Here is a 19,151-nt window from a genome sequence, read left to right as displayed (position 1 = left end):
TGATTGGGGGACTGCAAACCGCATGGGTCATTTAAAACCCGATTCGGTTTAAGCAATGGTTAATGGTCAGCCTCAGGCCGCCAGCAGCCTTAATCCATGGGTGACATCGGCCCGAACGGCCAAGCGCAGCCCTGGCTCATCTCCAGCCTTTAATGCAGCGAGGATCGAGCGATGATGCTGCGGTGCATCGGTTCGGTTTAGCCGCCCGTAGAGGGCGCGCATGGTCGGCCCCAATTGCAGCCAAACCGTTTCCGCCAAAGCCAACATTGCGGGCGCTTGTGCGCGCAAATAGAGCGTGCGGTGGAATTCAAGGTTATGGCGAATATAGGCAATGGCATCGCCCGTATGGATCACCCCTGCAATCGCGCTATTGGTGCTTTCCATACGTTCGATAAGGGCCATATGCGCCCGCGGCAGGGCGCGTGCGGCCAATTCAGGCTCAAGCAAGGCGCGTAACGCTGCCAATTCTTCGATCCGTTCATTGCTAAGTTCTGGGGTCGATACGCGGCCAGACGCCGATAAAAACAATGCACCTTCGCTGACCAAACGCCGCACCGCCTCGCGCGCAGGGGTCATGGATACCTGAAATTCTTGGCCAATTCCGCGCAGCGTCATTGCCCGCCCTGGTAAAATTTCGCCATGCATGATGCGCGAGCGCAAAGCGCGATAGACCCGTTCATGGGCCACGGCAGCGGTTTGTTCAGCTGGGCGCGGGTTGATCAACATAGGCTATATGTGATCACAAACCTTATCCCGTTGGCAAGCTCTCAAAACGCCAAGCCAAAATCTCGTTCCCATGGGTTTTGAGCCATGCGCGATGCCGTTGATACTCAGGGCAGAGCGCGGCGCAATGTGCCCAGAATTTTGGGCCGTGGTTCATTTCTGCCAAATGCGCAACCTCATGGGCGGCGACATAATCTAGCACCTCAGGCGGGGCCATGATCAGTCGCCAAGAATACATCAAATGACCCTGCGCCGAGCAACTGCCCCAGCGGCTTTTGGTGTCACGAAGTGTGAGCTTGGAAAACTGTCTTCCCAGTTTATTCGCGTAATATTCGGAGGCTGTGTGGAGCCGCGCATTGGCGCGGGTTTTTAGAAAGGCGGCCACGCGAATGGGCAGGCGTGGATCATCGGCAACGCTTAAACATCCATCGACCAGCTTTGCGGAACGGCCACCGCCCGCGATGATTGGATGGGGAACACCTTCGATGGGAATCACCGCACCAATGACAGGGCGCTGTGCTGTGGGGCGGTTTTGCAAATGCCCCATCAACCAATCACGGCGAGCGTGCAGAAAGGCCAAGGCCTCACCTTCTGGCGCCCAATGGGGCATGGTTAGGCTGACAGTGCCATCTCGATTGGACACGCGTAATGAAAATCGCGTGGCGCGCACGGATTTCTTCATCACCACCTCAACGGGCTGTGGCCCGTCCAATTGGTGAATCCAAGATGATGTCTTGCGCCGCATCGCAATAAGCCTCTGTGTTTCTTCAATCGAACGGGCAATCCGCGCATTAGTTTTCGGAAAGCCTTTGACACCCTATTCACATTGTGGCAGGGGATCGCAATTCTCTCGATAGCGTTCATTGAAGGGGGTGTCATGCCCAAAGAGGAATGGGGTGTTAAACGCGTATGCCCAACCACAGGCAAGCGTTTCTACGACCTAAACAAAGACCCAATCGTCAGCCCGTATACGGGCGAGGTGGTCACATTAGATACTGGTAAAGGCAGCCGCAGCTTGGTCGCCGAAAAACCATCTGCCGCCTCTGCGGCCAAATCCAACGCCCATGCGGATGATGAGGTGGTCTTGGATGATGAAGATGATTTGGTATTGGATGATGATTCCGATCTCGATGATGATCTTCTCGAAGATGACGATGACGACAATGTCTCGCTCGATGACATTGCCGATGTCGGTTCGGATGATGACGAGTAAACCACTCTGAAAACCGTTGCGTGTGGGGCGGATTTTTCGCTTGATCTGCCCCGCGCGACACCATAAACCGCAGATCGCAACTAATGTTGCGCATGGTTACGGGGCCTTAGCTCAGCTGGGAGAGCGCTTGCATGGCATGCAAGAGGTCAGGGGTTCGATCCCCCTAGGCTCCACCAAACCCCCTTGGATAAAACCAGTAAGAAGCGCGCATATTTGCGCGGTTTTCGTGCTGTTTTTGCTAAATCATCGCTCTGCCGAGCCGTTCTTGTCACTACGTCCCAAATAGAGGAAGTGGCGCAATGAACGCAGAGCCAACCAACCAGTTTCACGAGGCCGCAGCGCCTATTGCCTCGGGTCGCACTGACGAGACGATAGACTCGATAAAAGGGATCGCGCGGCGTGTTGGCAATCTGTCAATCGCCATCGCCCAAGTTTCTGGTGATGTTCAGGATGTCTCAGAAGGTGCCGAGCAACAACGCAGCACCTTTCATATTATCCGTGATCGGATGCGCGCCATGGCCTTGCGGGGGAATGACGTGATGATTGCCGCGACCCAAACACGCGATGGGTCGAACGCGGCAAGTCATCAGATTTCTGAAACCACGCAAAGCATTGCGCAAATGATGGAAAGCGTGACGACCTTGACCGATCAGGTCAATGAAATCGCATCGCATTTAGGGCGCGTTGCCTCCTCGTTGGAGCGGGTTGCCAAAGTTTCGCACCATGTCAGTGGCCTTGCGCGTCAGACCAATCTTTTGTCTTTAAATGCCTCGATTGAGGCCGCACGCGCGGGCGTGCATGGGCGCGGCTTTATGGTGGTCGCAGGTGAGGTCAAACAGCTGTCCAACCAAGCGGGTCTTGCCACAGCCGAAATTGGTGACACGATTGAGGAACTTAGCAGCGAAATGCAGGCGGTGATCTCGCAAGCCACCCAAGCCAGTGAAGTAACCCAGATGATCCGCGCCCATACGGGCAATGTTGGTGATGAGGTTCAGACCCTACCACAGACCTTAGAACAAATGCGCCAAACCCAAGAGCAGATCGTTGCGGCCGCGCGCGCGATTGATGCAGATATCAACGAGACACAAGTCGATATCGACCAAATCACGCAAAGCGTGGACAGTCAGGCGGCCACCTTGGCCAAAGCCAGCCAATCGCTTTTGTCAATAACCGACCATTCAGAGGCGCTGACAGGGATCTCGGCACGGCTTGGGGTCGAGACAGTCGACAGCCCCTACATCACTGCCGTTAAGGAGGTTGCCGCGCTGATCTCGGGCATATTCGCGGCGGCAGTGCGCGACCGAAAGATCAGCGAAGCGGACTTATTTGACGAGCGTTATGTTGAAATCCCGCAATCTGATCCGAAGCAGCATATGACCAAATTTGTTGGCTTCACCGATCAGGTTTTGCCGCCGCTTCAAGAGCCCGTGTTGACCCTATCGCGCACGGTTGTGTTCTGCGCTGCGATTGATCGCAACGGGTTTATTCCCACCCATAATTTGAAATTCAGTGAACAGCAGAAATTAGGTGATCCTGCGTGGAATGCGAAACATTGCCGAAATCGCCGCATCTTTGATGATCGTGTCGGATTGGCCGCAGGCCAAAGCCAACGCCCGTTCCTTTTGCAGGCCTACCGCCGTGACATGGGCAATGGCGAGTTTCGAATGATGAAAGATGTCTCTGCACCCATCACAGTCAATGGTCGTCACTGGGGCGGGCTGAGGTTGGCCTATCTGATTGACTAGGCCAAATCTGGGACGGGGCCATAACATCATGGCCCCATCCCAAGTGGCTTATCCCAAGACCTCTTTGATGGCCTCGGTCGTTACGCTAACGACAGTATCCGCTTCCTCGCGGCTGAGGCAGAGCGGCGGCGCATAGCCAATGATATCGCCCTGCGGCATGGCCCGTGCAATCACGCCGCGCCGCGCCATTGCGGCGACAATCTGGGGGGTGATCTTTTTGGCGGGGTCAAAGAAAGTGCGCGTGTCGCGATCCTCAACCAATTCCACCGCGCAAAGCATCCCATCACCGCGCACTTCGCCCACATGGGCATGCTCGGCAAGGGCGGTGCGCATGGCTTGGTTGAAATATGCGCCCGTGTCACGGGCATTCTCAACCAAATTCAGGCTGTCCAAAAGTTTGAGATTGGCAACACCTGCAGCCGCGCCGATGGGGTGGGCGGAATATGTCCAACCATGCCCCAAGGGGCCGAATTCATCGGTGCCGTCCTCAAGAACCTTCCAAACTTTGTTGGAAATGATGGATCCTGAGAGCGGCGCATAGGCCGAGGTTAGGCCCTTGGCGATGGTCATGATGTCTGGTGTGATGCCATAATGGGGTGAGCCAAACATTGATCCCATGCGGCCAAAGCCCGTGACCACTTCATCGGCAATCAACAAGATGTCATGCTTTTGCAGAACGGGTTGGATTGCCTCCCAATACCCTGCGGGCGGCGGCACAATCCCACCTGTTCCCAGTAAGGGTTCTGCGATAAAGGCCGCGATAGTGTCAGCACCTTCGCGGGCGATCAGCTCCTCAAGATCAGCCGCGCATTTGGCCGAGAATTCCGCCTCGGAGAGGCTGAGGTCATCACGGCGGAAGTAATAGGGGCTGGTTGTGTGCAAGACCGCATCAAGAGGCAGGTCAAATTTTTGATGGAACAGGCTCAACCCTGTCAGGGATCCCGACATCAGGCCTGAGCCGTGATAGCCGCGCCAGCGCGAGATGATCTTTTTCTTCTGCGGCAACCCACGGATATTGTTGTAATACCAAACCAATTTGATGTTGGTTTCATTGGCATCTGATCCACCAAGCCCGAAATAGACCTTTGACATATGGTCGGGCGCACGATCCATGACCATCTGCGCAAGCGTGATTGAGGCCTCAGTGCCATGGCCTACATAGGCGTGGTAATATGCCAATTCGCGGGCTTGCTCGGCAATGGCCTCGGCCACTTCTTGACGGCCATAGCCGATATTCACGCAGTAAAGCCCAGCAAATGCATCCAAAAAACGATTTCCATCGCGGTCGGTGATATGACAGCCGCTTGCGGTTTGCACGATCCGATTGGGGCTTTCGCCGCGGGCGTGTTGCGCAAGATGTGTTGAAGGGTGCATGAAGCTGTCGCGATCCCATTTCGACAGCTGATCATTGGTAAGCATCGGCTTTGTCCTTTGTCATGTGGTTTGGCACGTTTGCCGCAAGCCTAAGGGAAAATCCGCCCCAGTGCCATGCCTTGCGGCGAAGTCATGGATCACAGACCCGACACTGTGATTGGCGCAAGCGACGTTTTTGGTGCAAGCAATGACGCGAAGCGGGAAGCGGTGGGCGCTGAATTATCGAAAACTTGGCCCACCAACAGGAGGCGGCAGATGGTTTCTCGCATTCATAACTTTCCAACCCAAGAATATCAGGCGCGTATTGCGCGCACGCGCGCCGAGATGGCCGCGCGAAATTTGGATTTCATCATTGTAACTGACCCGTCCAATATGGCGTGGTTGACGGGATATGACGGTTGGTCATTTTACGTCCATCAAGCAGTGCTCTTGGGCCATAAAGGCGAGCCGATTTGGTGGGGCCGCGCGATGGATGGATTGGGTGCTTTACGCACAGTCTGGATGTCAGATGACGCTGTGGTTGGCTATGATGACACCTATGTGCAAAACCCAGAAAAACACCCGCATGAAACCCTTGCGAGCCTGATCCATGATCATGGTGGCCTGCGAGGGCGCATTGGCGTTGAGATGGATAATTACTATTTCTCTGCTGCTGCCTATGCGGCTTTGGTGAAGGGGCTGCCTGATGCTGAATTTGTGGACAGCACAGGTTTGGTCAATTGGCAACGCGCGGTGAAATCCGAGCAGGAAATCACCTATATGCGCCGCGCTGCAAAGATTGTGGAGCGGATGCACGAAGTCATCCGTGAAACGGCCGAGCCTGGCATGCCGAAAAACGCCCTTGTGGCCGAGATTAGCCGCACGGGTATTTTGGGTGCAGATGGTCATTGGGGCGATTATCCCGCCATCGTGCCCCTGACCCCCTCAGGTGTGGATGCCACCGCCCCGCATCTGACATGGGATGACAAACCTATGGCTGCGGGCGAAGCGACCTTTTTTGAAATCGCAGGCTGCTATCGCCGCTATCATTGCCCTCAATCGCGCACGCTTTTCTTGGGCGAGCCGCCTGAAAAATATCGCCGTGCTGAAGAGGCGGTGGTTGAGGCAATCCATGCAGGCCTTGAACAAGCGAAGCCAGGGAATTTCTGTGAAGATATTGCGAATGCCTTTAACAAAAAGCTCAATGAAATGGGGTTTGAGAAAGATAGCCGCTGTGGCTATGCGATTGGTCTAAGCTATCCGCCTGACTGGGGTGAGCGCACAATGAGCTTTCGGCGCGGGGATCGTTCCGTTCTTAAACCAGGAATGACCTTCCATTTCATGCCTGCTTTGTGGTTGGATGATGGCGGGCTTGAAATCACTGAGCCGATCCTGATCACCGAGACAGGTGTTGAATGCCTGTCTAACTTGCCACGCGAGGTATTTGTGAAATGACCCCAACCATTGCCCTTGATGGCATGGGCAAGGCGCATGGCCATTTGCGCCTGCCCCATAGCCGTGATGACAGCGCATGGGGCCATGTTATGATTCCGATCTGCGTCATCGGCAATGGCGATGGCCCGACCGTTTTGTTGACGGGCGGCAATCATGGGGATGAGTATGAAGGGCCGATTGCCCTGCATGATTTGGCCTATTCGCTTGAGGCCTCTGATGTCGCGGGGCGGATCATCATTCTGCCGCAGATGAATACGCCCGCCTTTTTGGCGGCAAGCCGCACATCGCCGATTGATCAAGGCAATATGAACCGCGCCTTTCCTGGAAATGCGCGGGGCACGGTCACACAGAAAATCGCGGCCTATCTCAACGATGAACTCCTGCCGCGGGTTGATGCGGTTTTGGATTTCCACTCGGGCGGCAAAACGTTGGACTTTCTGCCCTTTGCCGCAAGCCATGTCTTGTCCGATCCGGCCCAAGATCAGGCTTGTGCGCAGGCCGCCCGCGCCTTTGGCGCACCTTATACTGTTAAAATGCTTGAGATTGATGACACAGGTATGTTTGACGGCGCGGTTGAGCGCGCAGGGAAAACCTTCGTGACGACCGAGCTTGGTGGCGCAGGGATGGCGCGCGCGGAAACAGTCGCGATTGCCAAACGCGGGGTGCGCAATTTTTTGGTTCATTTGGGCGTTGTGCAGGGCAAGGTAGAACAGGCACCAAGCAGCCTGTTAGATATGCCTGATGCGGATTGTTTTACCTTTGCCGAGATGAATGGGCTTTATGAACCCGTTGTTGATTTGGGCGCGCGCCTGCGCGCGGGTGATCTTGTTGCCCGCATTTGGCCTGTTGAGGCCACAGGCAAACCCCCGCTCGGCCTTCTGGCCAAGCGTGATGGTTTGCTTGTGGCCCGCCATGCACCTGGCCTGATCAAATCAGGCGATTGTGCAGCGGTGTTGGCTGTCGAGTTGGGTGCCGCCTAATCTGCGCCCTCAACCTTGTGCAGGTCTTGCATGAGCGCGGGATCGACCCCGCGCTGGGTGAGTTCGTAAGCCGTGTAAGAGAGCCATAGCGCGAACTCACGCCCTTTTCGGATGTCTTGACGATTTTCGCCATCCTTGAAGGTGCGTGCGATCACTTCGCAGGCTTTTAGCACTATGCCGATCACATCGGACACGCGCACTTCGGGCCATTCTTTTGCAAGTTTTTTGGCGCAATCGCTGAAATCTGATGTTTCAGACATAAGCAAAGCCAAAACTGCCTCAAGCAGTTCTTCATCTTCCATGGACATGTGGGGTTTTCCCGTACCAATTAATTATGGCCGGATTCTCCGAGCCGTATCCCGACAGGCTTTTCCTGCGGGCGCTCTGGTGCTGCACATGACGTGCCAAGATGAATAAAAAACCCCCAAAATTTGAAAAACACTTTCCATGAATTTTGGTTAACTTCTCCGAAGCGGTGTTTTTGCCGTGGAAGGGGGGCATCTTGGGCGTTAGGGTGCGCCCATGTCTGCGTTGACCTTCTCCTCTGATCAGGCCGAGGCCTTTGATAGTGTTGCCGCCATGTTGGCGGGGCATGGTGTTGACATTGAGGCCGAGACGATCACCCCAATCTCAGATGGCCAATCAGGCGTTCTGGCGATTACGGGAAAAGCGGGCTCTGGGAAAACGATGCTGCTATCGGCCTTGGTCAAAGGTCTTGAGACCGCAGGGGTCGACCTGATCACAGGTGATTTCGAGCCGCGCCGCCGAAAAGACCGCAGGTCTGCTGCAATCCTTGCCCCCACCAATAAGGCCGCAAGCGTTTTGCGCATGCGTGGGGTGCCAGCCACAACCATCCACCGCATTCTGTATACGCCTGTTTATGACCCTGAATTTGAAAAGGTCGCAGAATGGCTTACAGGGCAGGGGGAAAGGCCGCAGATTGAAGCCCTGAGTGATGAGGCGTTAGAGCGCGCGCGCCTGACCTATGAAACCCATAAATCCGTTCCTGCAGCCTTGGCAGCGGCGGGGTTACGGGGGTCGGATTTCATCACAGGCTGGAAACGGCGAGAGGAGCCGTTGGATATCGGTCTGGTCGATGAGGCCAGCATGTTGGATGATAAACAATTCACGGATTTGCGCGAGATATTTCCCGCGCTTGTTCTGTTCGGCGATCCCGCCCAATTGGCGCCCGTGGGGCAGTCAGGCAAAATGGTGTTCGAGCAGATCAACCAAAAAGCGGTTTATTCCTTGGGCCGTATCCATCGCCAAGATGCAGATAATCCGATCCTTGATCTGGCCCATGCTTTGGGGGATCCCGCGCTTGAGTTCGAGCAATTTGAACGGATGATTGAGAAGGCAGCCGCGCGGGATGAGCGCGTGGTTGTTTCGCCGCGCGCCGATAGTGATTTGATGGCCCGCAGCCCCGTTTTGGTTTGGCGCAATGCCACAAGGGTGCGATTGATCACGGGGTTTCGATCTGTGCATGGCGCGCCCTCTGATGCGCTATTGCCAGGCGAACCTCTGATTTGTGATGGGATTGAATTGCCGCTGAAGCATCGCAAGAAGCGCATTGATCTTGAGGCGCGCGGTCTGATTAAGGGGGCGCAGGTTGTCTATGTTGGGCCAGGCTCGAAACCTGGGTTTTCGCGCTTGCATGTCATAGGGGCCGAGGCGCCGCGCCTTTCGGCCGCCTCTATCGTGAAAATTGAACTGCCCGATGAGGAGGAACCATTCATCCCCTATGCCGCCCATATGGGCGCTGCGTTTTTGCACGGGGCTGCGGTGACGATCCATAAGGCACAAGGCAGCCAATGGCCCGATGTGCAGGTCTTTGCCCCTGATCTTTACGCGGCAAGCCGCATGGGCCGTGTCGAAGCGGGCCAACCTTTGTGGAAACGCCTGGCCTATGTGGCGATTACGCGGGCTGAGAACCGCTTGTTTTGGGTGACGCGCTATATGCTGTCAAAACCCAAAAGCCCGCTTGGGGTCGATGATCTGGAGGTGCCAAGCGCGCCTTTGGTCTTAGACGCCCAATCAGGCGCGGATCATGCGGAATAGGGCGGAGACAAGCCACCCCACGGCAATGGCGATGAAGAGCGCCAAAAACCCGTAAAGCAGCGGCTGTTCATTTGCGAGACGATAGGCTGCGCGCTCAATCCCGACTTTTCGAACGGCAATCGTGTTTTCATGTGCACTGATGACGCGCCCTTCACGGGTTAGGAAAATGCGCACCAAGTAATCCCCCTCAACCAAATTTGCGGGCAGGGCGATAGAGGTCGAAAATAGGGTATCTTCCCGCAGATCGACACTGTTTTCATTGATCTGATAGAGGCCTTCTTCGGCGCGCAGACGGGCTAGGGCTTCGAGGAACCCACTGGCATGATCTGCGCCGCCAGCGACATTGCGAAACGCACGCGGCAGAGAGATGCTATAAAGCACATCAGAAACACTACTAATCGCGTCACGATAGGGGGCGCTGGTGGCGACAGCATAAAATGTTGGTGCAGCATCGATATGCGCAAAGGCGCGGTTGATCCAAATCCCGCCAAAGCGTTCCTTACGCCGCATTGTGACAGGGCGGCTTGGGCCTGCGACAGTCACCACGACCTCAAGGTCTGTATCGCGTGCAATGGGCGCTTCGCGCCGCACAGCGCCAAAAATCAAAATTTCTGAACCAGAGAAATTGGTCGTAATCGAGATGCTGTCTTGGCTGAACCCTGCCACCACATCTTCGGCCCAGACCGGCAGAAGCGTGGACAGATAAACGAAGAGTGCGACAAGCATTCTCATCGTCCCACCCCCGCTTGGTAAGAGATGGAATAGAGCTCGGCGGGTTCGACCAAGAGATCAAAAGCCAATTTTGCACAGACGATCAAGACGAGGCTCGCCAATAAAATCCGCAATTGCTCGGCCCGTAATTTTGTGCCGATCTGCGTCCCGATTTGCGCGCCAATCGCGCCTCCCACCAAAAGAACAATCGCCAAAACAATATCGACCGTGCGGTTCGTTGCGGCATGCATCACAGTGGCAAAGCCAGTGACAAAAATAATCTGGAACAGAGATGTGCCAACCACAACTTTGGTCGGCATTCCCAAGAGATAGATCATGACAGGCACCATGATGAACCCGCCACCGACCCCCATGATGGCCGCCAAAAGCCCGACAAACGCCCCTGCAACAAGTGGGGGGATTACAGAAATATACAGCCCCGAAACACGGAATTTCATTTTGAAGGGCAGGGCGTGAACCCAGTTATGTTTGCGCCGCTTTGGGGCTGTGCCATGGCGACTTTTGCGCAAGGCGCGTAGGCTTTCGACAAACATCATGCTGCCGATGATGCCCAAGAACACCACATAGGAAATCTGCACTACCAGATCGACCTGACCCATGGCGCGCAAAATCGCGAAAAGCTGCACACCTGCGCCCGCGCCGATCAAGCCGCCAATCAGCAAAACCACACCCATGCGCAAATCAACTGTGCGCCGCTTGAGATGGGCCATCACGCCTGAAACGGATGACGCCACGACCTGACTGGCGGATGTGGCAACCGCCACAGCGGGGGGGATGCCGATGAAAAACAGCAGAGGCGTGATCAAAAAGCCACCGCCGACCCCAAACATACCTGACAATATGCCAACCAATCCGCCAATCCCGAGAATGGCAAAAGCGTCAACACTGACTTCGGCGATGGGCAGATAGATTTGCATAAGGGGGGCCGTTCATCACTCTTATTCCCTTACAGCACAGGCAGACAGTCGGGAAAAGTTAAATTTCTTTAACCATTTTTGAGATAGTGCCGCAAAAGGCTTTCGAATTTCTGCGCACCCAAGGGGGCCATGGCCTTTGTATGGGCATGGCTGATGGCTTCATCAGACAGGCCCGCTGCCATGTTTGTGATGACCGATACCGCCGCGACCTCAAGACCTAAAAAGCGACACAAGATGACTTCGGGCACAGTCGACATCCCCACTGCATCTGCGCCAAGAATGCGGATTGCGCGAATTTCGGCGGGCGTTTCGAATGAGGGGCCAGAATACCACGCATAAACCCCCTCTGGCAGGTCTATGCCCTCGGACACCGCAGCCCTGCGCAACGCGTCACGGATCATAGGGTTATAGGCGTCTTTCATGGGCACAAAGCGCGCATCATCCTCGACCCCGATCAACGGGTTGCGGCCCGAGAAATTGATATGATCAGTGATCAGCATCACATTGCCAGGGCGGCACTCGGGCGTAAGGGAACCTGCGGCATTGGTGATCAACAGTTTCGAGCCGCCAAGCGCCTTGAACACCTCAAGGGGCAGGCGCATTACATCAGCTTGGCCTTGTTCATAATAGTGAACACGGCCCCCGAAAATGAGAACGCGCCGCCCCTCAAGCTGACCTATCGCCAGTTGGGGCGAATGCCCTGACACGCTTGCATGGGGAAATCCCGCAAGATCGCTGTAGGGGATTTTGACCCCCTCGACCATATCGACCAAATGGCCAAGGCCCGAACCAAGGATCAGGCCGAGTTCAGGCGGTGTGTCCCCTGCAAGGGATTGTATCTGTCTGGTGAGGGCTTCAACGTTCTTTGACATAAGGCTCGCCTCCCGCGCGGGGGGGGATTGCACGGCCCACGAACCCCGCCAAAATTACAACTGTCAGAATATAGGGCAAGGCCTGCATGAATTGGACGGGGATCACGAGTCCTGCGATGTCGATATTCTGATAGCGGTTGCCAACAGCATCGAGCAGGCCAAACAGGAAGCAGGCGGATAGCGCATACCATGGCCGCCATTTTGCGAAGATCAGTGCCGCCAGTGCGATAAAGCCTCGACCTGCACTCATGTCTTTGACAAAGCCCGCAGACAGCCCAGTGGCCAGATAAGCCCCCGCAAGACCACAGAGCAACCCGCAGATCAAAACTGCGCTGTAGCGCATCGCGGACACAGAGATGCCCGCTGTATCAACGGCGGCGGGGTTTTCCCCAACTGCGCGCAAGCGCAGACCAAAGCGCGTTGCATAAAGCAGCCACGCTGTGGCGGGAACAAGCGCTAGGGCCACATACACCAAGATCGAATGACCAGAGATCACCTCAGCATAAAGCGGGCCGAGATAGGGGATTTGTCCCAACGTTTCGGTAAAGGGCAAAGTGATTTCGCTAAAGCGCGCATTGCCCGTCAAGGAGGGCGTGCGCCCACCTTGGGCGAACCATGTCTGCGAAATGACCACGGTTAGGCCTGCGGCTAGGAAGTTAATCGCCACACCTGAGATCAGCTGATTGCCGCGAAAGGTGATTGACGCCAAACCATGCAAGGCCGCCAACAGGCTAGAGGCGACAATCCCCGCCGCAAGACCAATCCAGACACTGCCCGTCACAAAGGCAATCGCTGCTGAGAAGAAAGCCGCGACCAACATTTTCCCCTCAAGGCCAATGTCGAACACGCCTGCACGCTCAGAGTAAAGCCCCGCAAGACAGGCCAAAAGAAGCGGGGTGCCAAGACGGATTGAGCTGTCCAAAACTTGTAGGATCGTTGCGTAATCCATCACATATCCCCCGCTTGACGGGTGCGCGTGCGCGCAAAAAATGCCTCAAGGGGGAGACGCACCATCGTGTCCAAGGCCCCCGTGAACAAGATGACCAAGGCTTGGATGACCACGATCATTTCACGGCTGATTGCCGGGATGACGAATTCTAATTCCGATCCGCCTTGATAGAGTGCGCCAAAAAGTAAGGCCGCCAAACAAACACCAATCGGATGAGAGCGTCCCATTAGGGCCACGGCAATCCCCACAAAGCCCGCGCCTTGCACGCTGCTGATAACCAGTCTTTCAGCCTCGCCCATAACCGAGTTAATCGCCATGAGCCCTGCAAGCGCGCCCGAGATCAACATAGTGATGATGATAATCCGCACAGGCGAAATCCCTGCATAAATCGCGGCCCGTTCCGAATGACCAAAGGCGCGGATCTCATAGCCAAGTCGCGTGCGCCAAATCAGAATCCACACCGCAAAAGCGGCCAAGAGCGCGACAAAGAAGGTCACGTTCAACGGGGTTGAGGGGCGGAAGCCTAAAAAACCTGCGAATTGCGAGGCATTTGGCAAATGCACAGCCTCAGCAAAGCGCGCGGTTTCTGGGGCCATGGATCCAGGCACGCGGAACACATTGACCAACAGGTAAACCAATAAAGCGGCCGCGATGAAGTTAAACATGATTGTGGTGATCACCACATGGCTGCCGCGTTTGGCCTGCAACCATGCAGGGATAAGCGCCCAAACCGCGCCAAAGGCGGCGGCGGATAAGGTTGCAGCGAGCAATGCGATACTCCAATGGGGCCAAGCGACAGAGAGGCAGATCACCGCCACCCCAAGCCCGCCCAATGTGGCCTGACCTTCACCGCCGATATTGAACAGGCGCGCATGAAAGGCCACCGCCACCGCAAGCCCCGTGAAGATGAAATTGGTGGCGTAGAACAGGGTATACCCCCACCCATAAGCGGAACCCACCGCGCCTTGCACCATCACGGCCATCGCGTGAAACGGGTTTTCGCCGATTGCCGTGACCACAAGCCCTGAAACAATCAGCGCCAAAAAAATGCTGATGACTGGAACCAGAAAAATATCGGCCCATTTTGGCATACGTTCCATCACGCGGCCCCCTTTGTGAGGCCTGCCATCAACAGGCCCAGTTCCGCCTCATCGGTTTTGGCGGCATCGCGCTCGCCCATGATTTGGCCGTCAAACATCACCGCGACCCGATCGGCAAGCCCCATGATCTCGTCCAATTCGACCGAAACCAAAAGAATGGCACAGCCCTGATCACGCAAGGCAATGATCTGACGATGGATGAATTCAATCGCCCCAATATCGACACCGCGGGTCGGCTGCCCAATCAGCAGTAGATCGGGCGTATGGGCCATCTCGCGCGCGACCACGATTTTTTGTTGATTGCCGCCCGAGAAATTGCGCGCAGGCAACATAATGTCAGGTGGACGAATATCGAATTGCGCCATTTTCTCGGCGCAATCTTTTTGGATTGCGGCATTGTCCATCAAGGTTGCACCCGCCTGATAGGCCGCGCGTTCATGATAGCCAAAAGCAATATTTTCCCATGCCATAAAGGGCATAATCAGCCCTGCGGTTTGGCGATCTTCCGGGATATGGGCAATACCCATTTGCCGCCGCGCGCGGCCATTTGCAGTGGCGCCCGATAGGGGCAGAGGTGCGGATTTATACAGGGCCGCGCCCGCGCTTGCATGGCGCATACCGCCCAGAATCTCCAAAAGCTCGGATTGGCCATTGCCTGCCACGCCCGCGATCCCCAGAATTTCGCCCGCACGCAGTTCTAGGTTGATATCCTTCAGGCGCGTCACGCCGCTTCCATCCACGAAAGAGAGGTTTTGCACCTCTAGCACGATGTCCTTGGCACGCGCGGGTTCTTTTTCGACCCGCAGTAGAACTTTGCGCCCGACCATCAGTTCGGCCAAACCCTCAGGTGTGGTGTCGGCGGTTCTGACAGTGGCGGTCATCTCGCCACGGCGCATCACGCTGACAGTATCCGTAATCTCCATGATCTCGCGCAATTTATGGGTGATCAGGATGATGGTTTTCCCTTCTTCGCGAAGGCGACCCAAAATCCGAAACAGTTGGTCTGCTTCTGCAGGGGTCAATACCCCTGTAGGCTCGTCCAAAATCAAAATATCCGCTTCGCGATACAGTTGTTTGAGAATTTCGACCCGCTGCAAATGGCCGACCGATAAATCCTCAATAACCGCATCGCCATCAACCTTGAGCCCATATGTCTCGGAAAGATCCGCCAGTGCTTTGCGGGCTTTGGTAATCGAGCCGTGCAAAAGCCCGCCGTCCTCTGCGCCAAGGATGATATTTTCGAGAACTGTGAAATTCTCAACCAATTTGAAATGTTGGTGCACCATCCCAATACCCGCCGCGATGGCGGCTTGGCTGTCGGTGATCTCGACCGCGCGGCCATTGATGAAAATCTCACCCCGATCTGCGCGGTAAAACCCATAAAGGATGGACATCAGCGTGGATTTGCCCGCGCCATTTTCCCCCACAATCCCGTGGATCGTGCCGCGCGCAACTGTCAAAGAAATATCTTTGTTGGCCTGCACAGGCCCGAAGGATTTTGAAATCCCTCTCAATTCAATGGCGGGTGCGGAGGTCATAGGGTGTCCTTGCCTTTTGGTGCAATGCGAGAGGGGCGAAGAGGGTATGATCCGCTTCGCCCCCGCATCTGTCACGCGCAAATTGCGCGCGTGTCGTTATTGCATCTGCACGGGGCAGCTGCCGTCATCGGTGTAGTTGTGAACCGCAATCTCACCCGCGATGATCGCCTCACGCGCGGCATCAACAGCCGCCTGCATTTCAGGGGTGATCAAAGCCGCGTTATTTTCGTCCAACGCATAGCCCACGCCATCTTCGGCCAAGCCCAGAACAACCAAACCTGGCTGAACGTTTTCGCCTGCGCTGAATGCGTTATAAACGGCAACGTCAACACGCTTAAGCATCGAGGTCAGAACCGAACCAGGGTGCAGGTGGTTTTGGTTGCTGTCCACACCGATGGAGTAGACCCCAGCATCGGTTGCGGTTTGCAATACGCCCACACCCGTGCCGCCGGCGGCTGCGTAGATCACATCAGCACCACGATCAATCTGACCACGGGTCAATTCACCACCACGCACAGGATCGTTCCACGCATCAGGCGTGGTGCCGGTCATATTGGACAAAACAGTCACATCTGCGTTGGCCGCCACAGCACCTTGGGCATAGCCACAGGCAAAACGAGAGATCAATGGAATGTCCATGCCACCGATAAAGCCAACAGTGCCGCTTTCCGAGGCCATGGCCGCCAACATGCCAACCAAATAGCTGCCTTCATGCTCGCGGAAAATGACTGATTGCACATTTGGGGCATCGACAACGCCATCGATGATGACGAATTTTGTGTCAGGGTATTCTGGGGCGAGAACTTCTAACACGGAACCCCATGCGAAGCCTGCCATCACGATTGGGTTTGAGCCGTTTTCCGCAAAGCGGCGCAGGGCTTGTTCGCGCTGTGCGTCATTTTGCAATTCGATTTCTTGGTAGCTGCCGCCTGTTTCGCTGGCCCATGCTTCGGCACCACCAAAAGCAGCTTCGTTGAAGGAGCGGTCAAACTTGCCGCCGAGGTCAAAAATCAGCGCTGGATCAGCAAAGGCGCCAGTCGCGCCCAAAGCGAGGCCCGCTGCAGCGCCCATCAAAGATTTCAATGCGCGTGAGGATTTTGTCATTGTGTTACTCCTGTTGTGCAAAGCCCTATTTGCAGCTTCCAATAAGCGGCAGAAATCAATGGGGCCTGTTTATTAATTGGCACCTATAAAGCGGGGCTTGCGCGAAATGGTCAATAAGATTCGCGCAGCTATCCACCGCTTTATGGCATGTGCCTTAAATTCAGGCCTTGCCGCTTTGATCAGTAAAAAAACGTCTTTGCCAAGAGGATCGCATCACCAAATGCGCCGTTTTTGTAGCGGTAATAGTTTTTGCGTAGGCCCGTCTCATCAAACCCCGCAGATGCATAGAGGGCGCGCGCGGCATGGTTGGTGCTGTCGACCTCAAGAAAGATATCTTCTACGCGCGCCTTTTGCGCACGCGCCATCAATTCCTGCAACAAAATGCGCCCAAATCCCTTGCCTTGATGGCTTGGGTCAATCGCGATGGTTAGGATCTCCGCCTCAGGTGGCACGATCCGCAAAACGGCAAAGCCGTGGTCGTGATGGCAGATGGTCATGTTGCGCGCCACGAGAAGTTCTTCAAAATCTTTGCGCGTCCACGCGCCACCTTTGCTAAAGGCACGGGCGTGTAAGGCGGCCATTTGGGCGGCGGTGCGGGTCACAGCAAACGTGGCCCATAGTCGCGCGCGGGGGCTGCATCCGCCGCGCGCAAGTAAAGCGGTGCAGGGCGCGGCAGTGGCATATCTGTAGCTTGTTTGGCCTCGGCGATATGGGCGATTGCTGTGGCAATCATGACAGGTGGGGCGACATAGGTTCGCCCATAAGCATCGGCAATTTGCGGCCCCAAACTTCCTGTGACCTGCCGCGCCAGTTCACGAGCAGAGAGCGTGTTCAAGCTGACAAGCCGCGCCTCATCTGCGCGGCCCTGATCATCAAAGCTTTGCAGATAGGCCTCATCACGGCGGGCATCTTCGATCACGCTGAGCGGGCCCTTGATCCCATAACGGCGCGCCTCAAAAACAGAGACACCAATCGCAGGTCGCGCTAAGGCCAGTGCAAGACCACGGGCGGCTGAGACGGAAATGCGCAGGCCTGTGAAATTGCCCGGCCCGATGCCGACACCAATGGCACCCAAGTCTTCGGCTGTTTTGCCTGCTTCTGCGAAAATCTCATCGACCAAAGGCATCAGGCGTTCCGCCTGACCTTTCGCCATCGGTTTAAACCGCGCAGCAAGGACTGCGCCCCCGTCTACCAAAGCGGCCGCGCAATGCGCGGCCGATGTATCTATCCCTAAGCAAAGCAAGGGGGATTAGACCGTGACAGGGCGCACTTCCACCACTTCGGGGATGTAATGGCGCAACAGATTTTCAATACCCATTTTCAGGGTCAAGGTTGATGAGGGGCAGCCCGCGCAGGCCCCTTGCATATGCAGATACACCACCCCACGATCAAAGCCGTGAAAGGTAATGTCGCCACCATCTTGCGCCACAGCAGGGCGCACACGGGTGTCGAGCAATTCTTTGATCTGACCCACGATCTCGGCATCCTCGCCGCTGTGATCAGCATGGCCCCCTGCGGCGGGCCCCTCATCCCCCATCACGGGCGCGCCAGACTGAAAATGCTCCATAATCGCGCCAAGAAGGGCAGGCTTGATATGATCCCATTCGATTGTATCGGCCTTGGTCACAGCCACGAAATCGGTGCCAAAAAATACCGCTGTTACGCCATCAACCGCAAAAATGCGCGCGGCAAGTGGCGATTTATCCGCCGTCTCGCGCGATGGAAAATCGGCTGTGCCCATGTCCAGAACGGTTTGCCCTGGCAAAAACTTCAGCGTGGCTGGGTTCGGGGTGGATTCCGTTTGAATAAACATTGGGCTTTCTCCTGCGCGCAAGCATGAGCCTGATATGATATGGCACCCCCGATAAGTCAAGTTTTAGAATAGTTCTAAAACTTAGCAATCAGGTGATTTGCTCAAGCTGTTCTTTGGTCAACTCACCTGGAACAATGGTGATCGGCGCGGGCAAACTGCCGGCCTGTTTCGTCAATTGCGTGACCAATGGGCCAGGCCCACCCTTGCCCGATCCTGCCCCAAGAACCAACACACCGATATTGGGATCATCGTGAATATGCGCGAGAATTTCTTGGACAGGTTCCCCCTCACGGATGGCGAGACTGGGATCAATTCCCTGTCGGTCGCGCATCCATTTTGCAAATACTTCGAAATGTGCCTCAATCCGTTCCCGCGCTTCGGCGCGCATCAAATCGCCAATGCCGATCCAGTGTTGGAATTCCTCGGGTGGGATGATGGAGAGGATTTCAACCGCACCCTTGGTGTTGGCTGCCCGCATCGCGGCAAAGCGCATCGCGTTAAGACATTCACGCGTGTCGTCTAGAACCACCAGAAACTTGCGCATCTTTCCATCCCCTCTCACCGCGTCAAAGGATGCGCATTTGTACGCGCCATTTCAA

Annotated in this window: 20 protein-coding genes and 1 tRNA gene; 6 read left to right on the top strand and 15 right to left on the bottom strand. The window is 55.7% G+C overall.

The window, feature by feature from the left end; translation table 11 throughout:
• Window positions 1–72 precede the first annotated feature (72 nt).
• Together AAC620_RS09415 and AAC620_RS09410 are read right to left on the bottom strand one after the other, a co-directional pair.
• Window positions 73–726 carry a GntR family transcriptional regulator gene (locus AAC620_RS09415; RefSeq protein ID WP_340244520.1) on the bottom strand — a complete coding sequence of 218 codons (654 nt, stop codon included), beginning with the start codon at window positions 724–726 and terminating at the stop codon, window positions 73–75.
• A gap of 22 nt (window positions 727–748) precedes the next feature.
• Complete coding sequence (locus tag AAC620_RS09410) at window positions 749–1,468, bottom strand: M48 family metallopeptidase (protein ID WP_340244518.1); 720 nt, start codon at window positions 1,466–1,468, stop codon at window positions 749–751.
• Window positions 1,469–1,600: 132 nt separating this feature from the next.
• Here AAC620_RS09410 and AAC620_RS09405 point away from each other — a divergent pair, with 132 nt between their 5' ends.
• From AAC620_RS09405 to AAC620_RS09395, 3 genes are all read left to right on the top strand, one after another.
• On the top strand, window positions 1,601–1,936 hold the full coding sequence (locus tag AAC620_RS09405) for a TIGR02300 family protein (RefSeq protein ID WP_317655704.1): 336 nt from the start codon (window positions 1,601–1,603) through the stop codon (window positions 1,934–1,936).
• Window positions 1,937–2,036: 100 nt separating this feature from the next.
• Window positions 2,037–2,112: transfer RNA gene (locus tag AAC620_RS09400), tRNA-Ala, on the top strand.
• Window positions 2,113–2,235: 123 nt separating this feature from the next.
• A complete protein-coding gene (locus AAC620_RS09395) occupies window positions 2,236–3,681 on the top strand; it encodes a methyl-accepting chemotaxis protein (RefSeq protein WP_340244516.1) in 1,446 nt (481 codons plus the stop codon).
• Between the two features lie 48 nt (window positions 3,682–3,729).
• Here AAC620_RS09395 and AAC620_RS09390 read toward each other — a convergent pair whose 3' ends face one another.
• Window positions 3,730–5,100, bottom strand: coding sequence for an aspartate aminotransferase family protein (locus tag AAC620_RS09390; RefSeq protein WP_340244514.1), 1,371 nt, complete (start codon window positions 5,098–5,100; stop codon window positions 3,730–3,732).
• Between the two features lie 210 nt (window positions 5,101–5,310).
• Between AAC620_RS09390 and doeA the strand changes: the two genes are divergently transcribed.
• The gene (gene doeA, locus AAC620_RS09385) at window positions 5,311–6,489 is read left to right on the top strand and encodes an ectoine hydrolase DoeA (protein ID WP_340244512.1); all 1,179 of its coding nucleotides are present in this window, start codon (window positions 5,311–5,313) and stop codon (window positions 6,487–6,489) included.
• The gene (gene doeB, locus AAC620_RS09380) at window positions 6,486–7,469 is read left to right on the top strand and encodes a N(2)-acetyl-L-2,4-diaminobutanoate deacetylase DoeB (RefSeq protein WP_340244509.1); all 984 of its coding nucleotides are present in this window, start codon (window positions 6,486–6,488) and stop codon (window positions 7,467–7,469) included. The genes doeA and doeB overlap by 4 nt, the downstream gene beginning before the upstream one ends.
• On the opposite strand, the gene AAC620_RS09375 is transcribed toward doeB, so the two are convergent.
• Entirely contained in the window at window positions 7,466–7,777 is a 312-nt protein-coding gene (locus tag AAC620_RS09375; protein WP_317655699.1) for a hypothetical protein, read from the bottom strand. The genes doeB and AAC620_RS09375 overlap by 4 nt on opposite strands.
• 214 nt (window positions 7,778–7,991) lie before the next feature.
• Between AAC620_RS09375 and AAC620_RS09370 the strand changes: the two genes are divergently transcribed.
• The gene (locus AAC620_RS09370) at window positions 7,992–9,527 is read left to right on the top strand and encodes an ATP-dependent DNA helicase (RefSeq protein ID WP_340244508.1); all 1,536 of its coding nucleotides are present in this window, start codon (window positions 7,992–7,994) and stop codon (window positions 9,525–9,527) included.
• Here AAC620_RS09370 and AAC620_RS09365 read toward each other — a convergent pair.
• The 11 genes from AAC620_RS09365 to AAC620_RS09315 all read right to left on the bottom strand — a co-directional run bounded on the left by AAC620_RS09365 (window position 9,504) and on the right by AAC620_RS09315 (window position 19,096).
• Window positions 9,504–10,253: a TIGR02186 family protein gene (locus tag AAC620_RS09365; RefSeq protein WP_340244507.1), complete on the bottom strand. Its 750-nt coding sequence runs from the start codon at window positions 10,251–10,253 to the stop codon at window positions 9,504–9,506. The genes AAC620_RS09370 and AAC620_RS09365 overlap by 24 nt on opposite strands.
• Before the next feature lie 2 nt (window positions 10,254–10,255).
• A complete protein-coding gene (locus tag AAC620_RS09360; protein WP_340244506.1) occupies window positions 10,256–11,176 on the bottom strand; it encodes a sulfite exporter TauE/SafE family protein in 921 nt (306 codons plus the stop codon).
• Window positions 11,177–11,244: 68 nt separating this feature from the next.
• Window positions 11,245–12,048, bottom strand: a complete 804-nt coding sequence (locus tag AAC620_RS09355) for a purine-nucleoside phosphorylase (protein WP_340244504.1) — start codon at window positions 12,046–12,048, stop codon at window positions 11,245–11,247.
• Entirely contained in the window at window positions 12,032–12,997 is a 966-nt protein-coding gene (locus AAC620_RS09350) for an ABC transporter permease (RefSeq protein ID WP_340244502.1), read from the bottom strand. Before AAC620_RS09350 ends, AAC620_RS09355 begins: the two co-directional genes overlap by 17 nt.
• Window positions 12,997–14,097 carry an ABC transporter permease gene (locus AAC620_RS09345; protein WP_340244500.1) on the bottom strand — a complete coding sequence of 367 codons (1,101 nt, stop codon included), beginning with the start codon at window positions 14,095–14,097 and terminating at the stop codon, window positions 12,997–12,999. Before AAC620_RS09345 ends, AAC620_RS09350 begins: the two co-directional genes overlap by 1 nt.
• Window positions 14,097–15,635 (bottom strand): ABC transporter ATP-binding protein, encoded by a 1,539-nt coding sequence (locus AAC620_RS09340; RefSeq protein WP_340244498.1) that lies wholly within the window; start codon window positions 15,633–15,635, stop codon window positions 14,097–14,099. Before AAC620_RS09340 ends, AAC620_RS09345 begins: the two co-directional genes overlap by 1 nt.
• Before the next feature lie 96 nt (window positions 15,636–15,731).
• Window positions 15,732–16,739: a BMP family lipoprotein gene (locus tag AAC620_RS09335; RefSeq protein WP_317655691.1), complete on the bottom strand. Its 1,008-nt coding sequence runs from the start codon at window positions 16,737–16,739 to the stop codon at window positions 15,732–15,734.
• A gap of 179 nt (window positions 16,740–16,918) precedes the next feature.
• Complete coding sequence (rimI, locus tag AAC620_RS09330) at window positions 16,919–17,341, bottom strand: ribosomal protein S18-alanine N-acetyltransferase (protein WP_340244496.1); 423 nt, start codon at window positions 17,339–17,341, stop codon at window positions 16,919–16,921.
• Window positions 17,338–17,982 carry a tRNA (adenosine(37)-N6)-threonylcarbamoyltransferase complex dimerization subunit type 1 TsaB gene (gene tsaB, locus AAC620_RS09325; RefSeq protein WP_340244494.1) on the bottom strand — a complete coding sequence of 215 codons (645 nt, stop codon included), beginning with the start codon at window positions 17,980–17,982 and terminating at the stop codon, window positions 17,338–17,340. The genes rimI and tsaB overlap by 4 nt, the downstream gene beginning before the upstream one ends.
• 6 nt (window positions 17,983–17,988) lie before the next feature.
• Window positions 17,989–18,552 carry a NifU family protein gene (locus tag AAC620_RS09320; RefSeq protein ID WP_340244492.1) on the bottom strand — a complete coding sequence of 188 codons (564 nt, stop codon included), beginning with the start codon at window positions 18,550–18,552 and terminating at the stop codon, window positions 17,989–17,991.
• Between the two features lie 88 nt (window positions 18,553–18,640).
• Window positions 18,641–19,096 (bottom strand): universal stress protein, encoded by a 456-nt coding sequence (locus AAC620_RS09315; protein ID WP_317655687.1) that lies wholly within the window; start codon window positions 19,094–19,096, stop codon window positions 18,641–18,643.
• Window positions 19,097–19,151: the final 55 nt, after the last annotated feature.

It is taken from the genome of Roseobacter sp. HKCCA2468, from assembly GCF_037805105.1.
In the GTDB taxonomy this organism is placed as follows: domain Bacteria; phylum Pseudomonadota; class Alphaproteobacteria; order Rhodobacterales; family Rhodobacteraceae; genus M30B80.
Note: the sequence above shows the minus strand (reverse complement) of the source record. Positions and strands in the feature narration are given on the sequence as shown.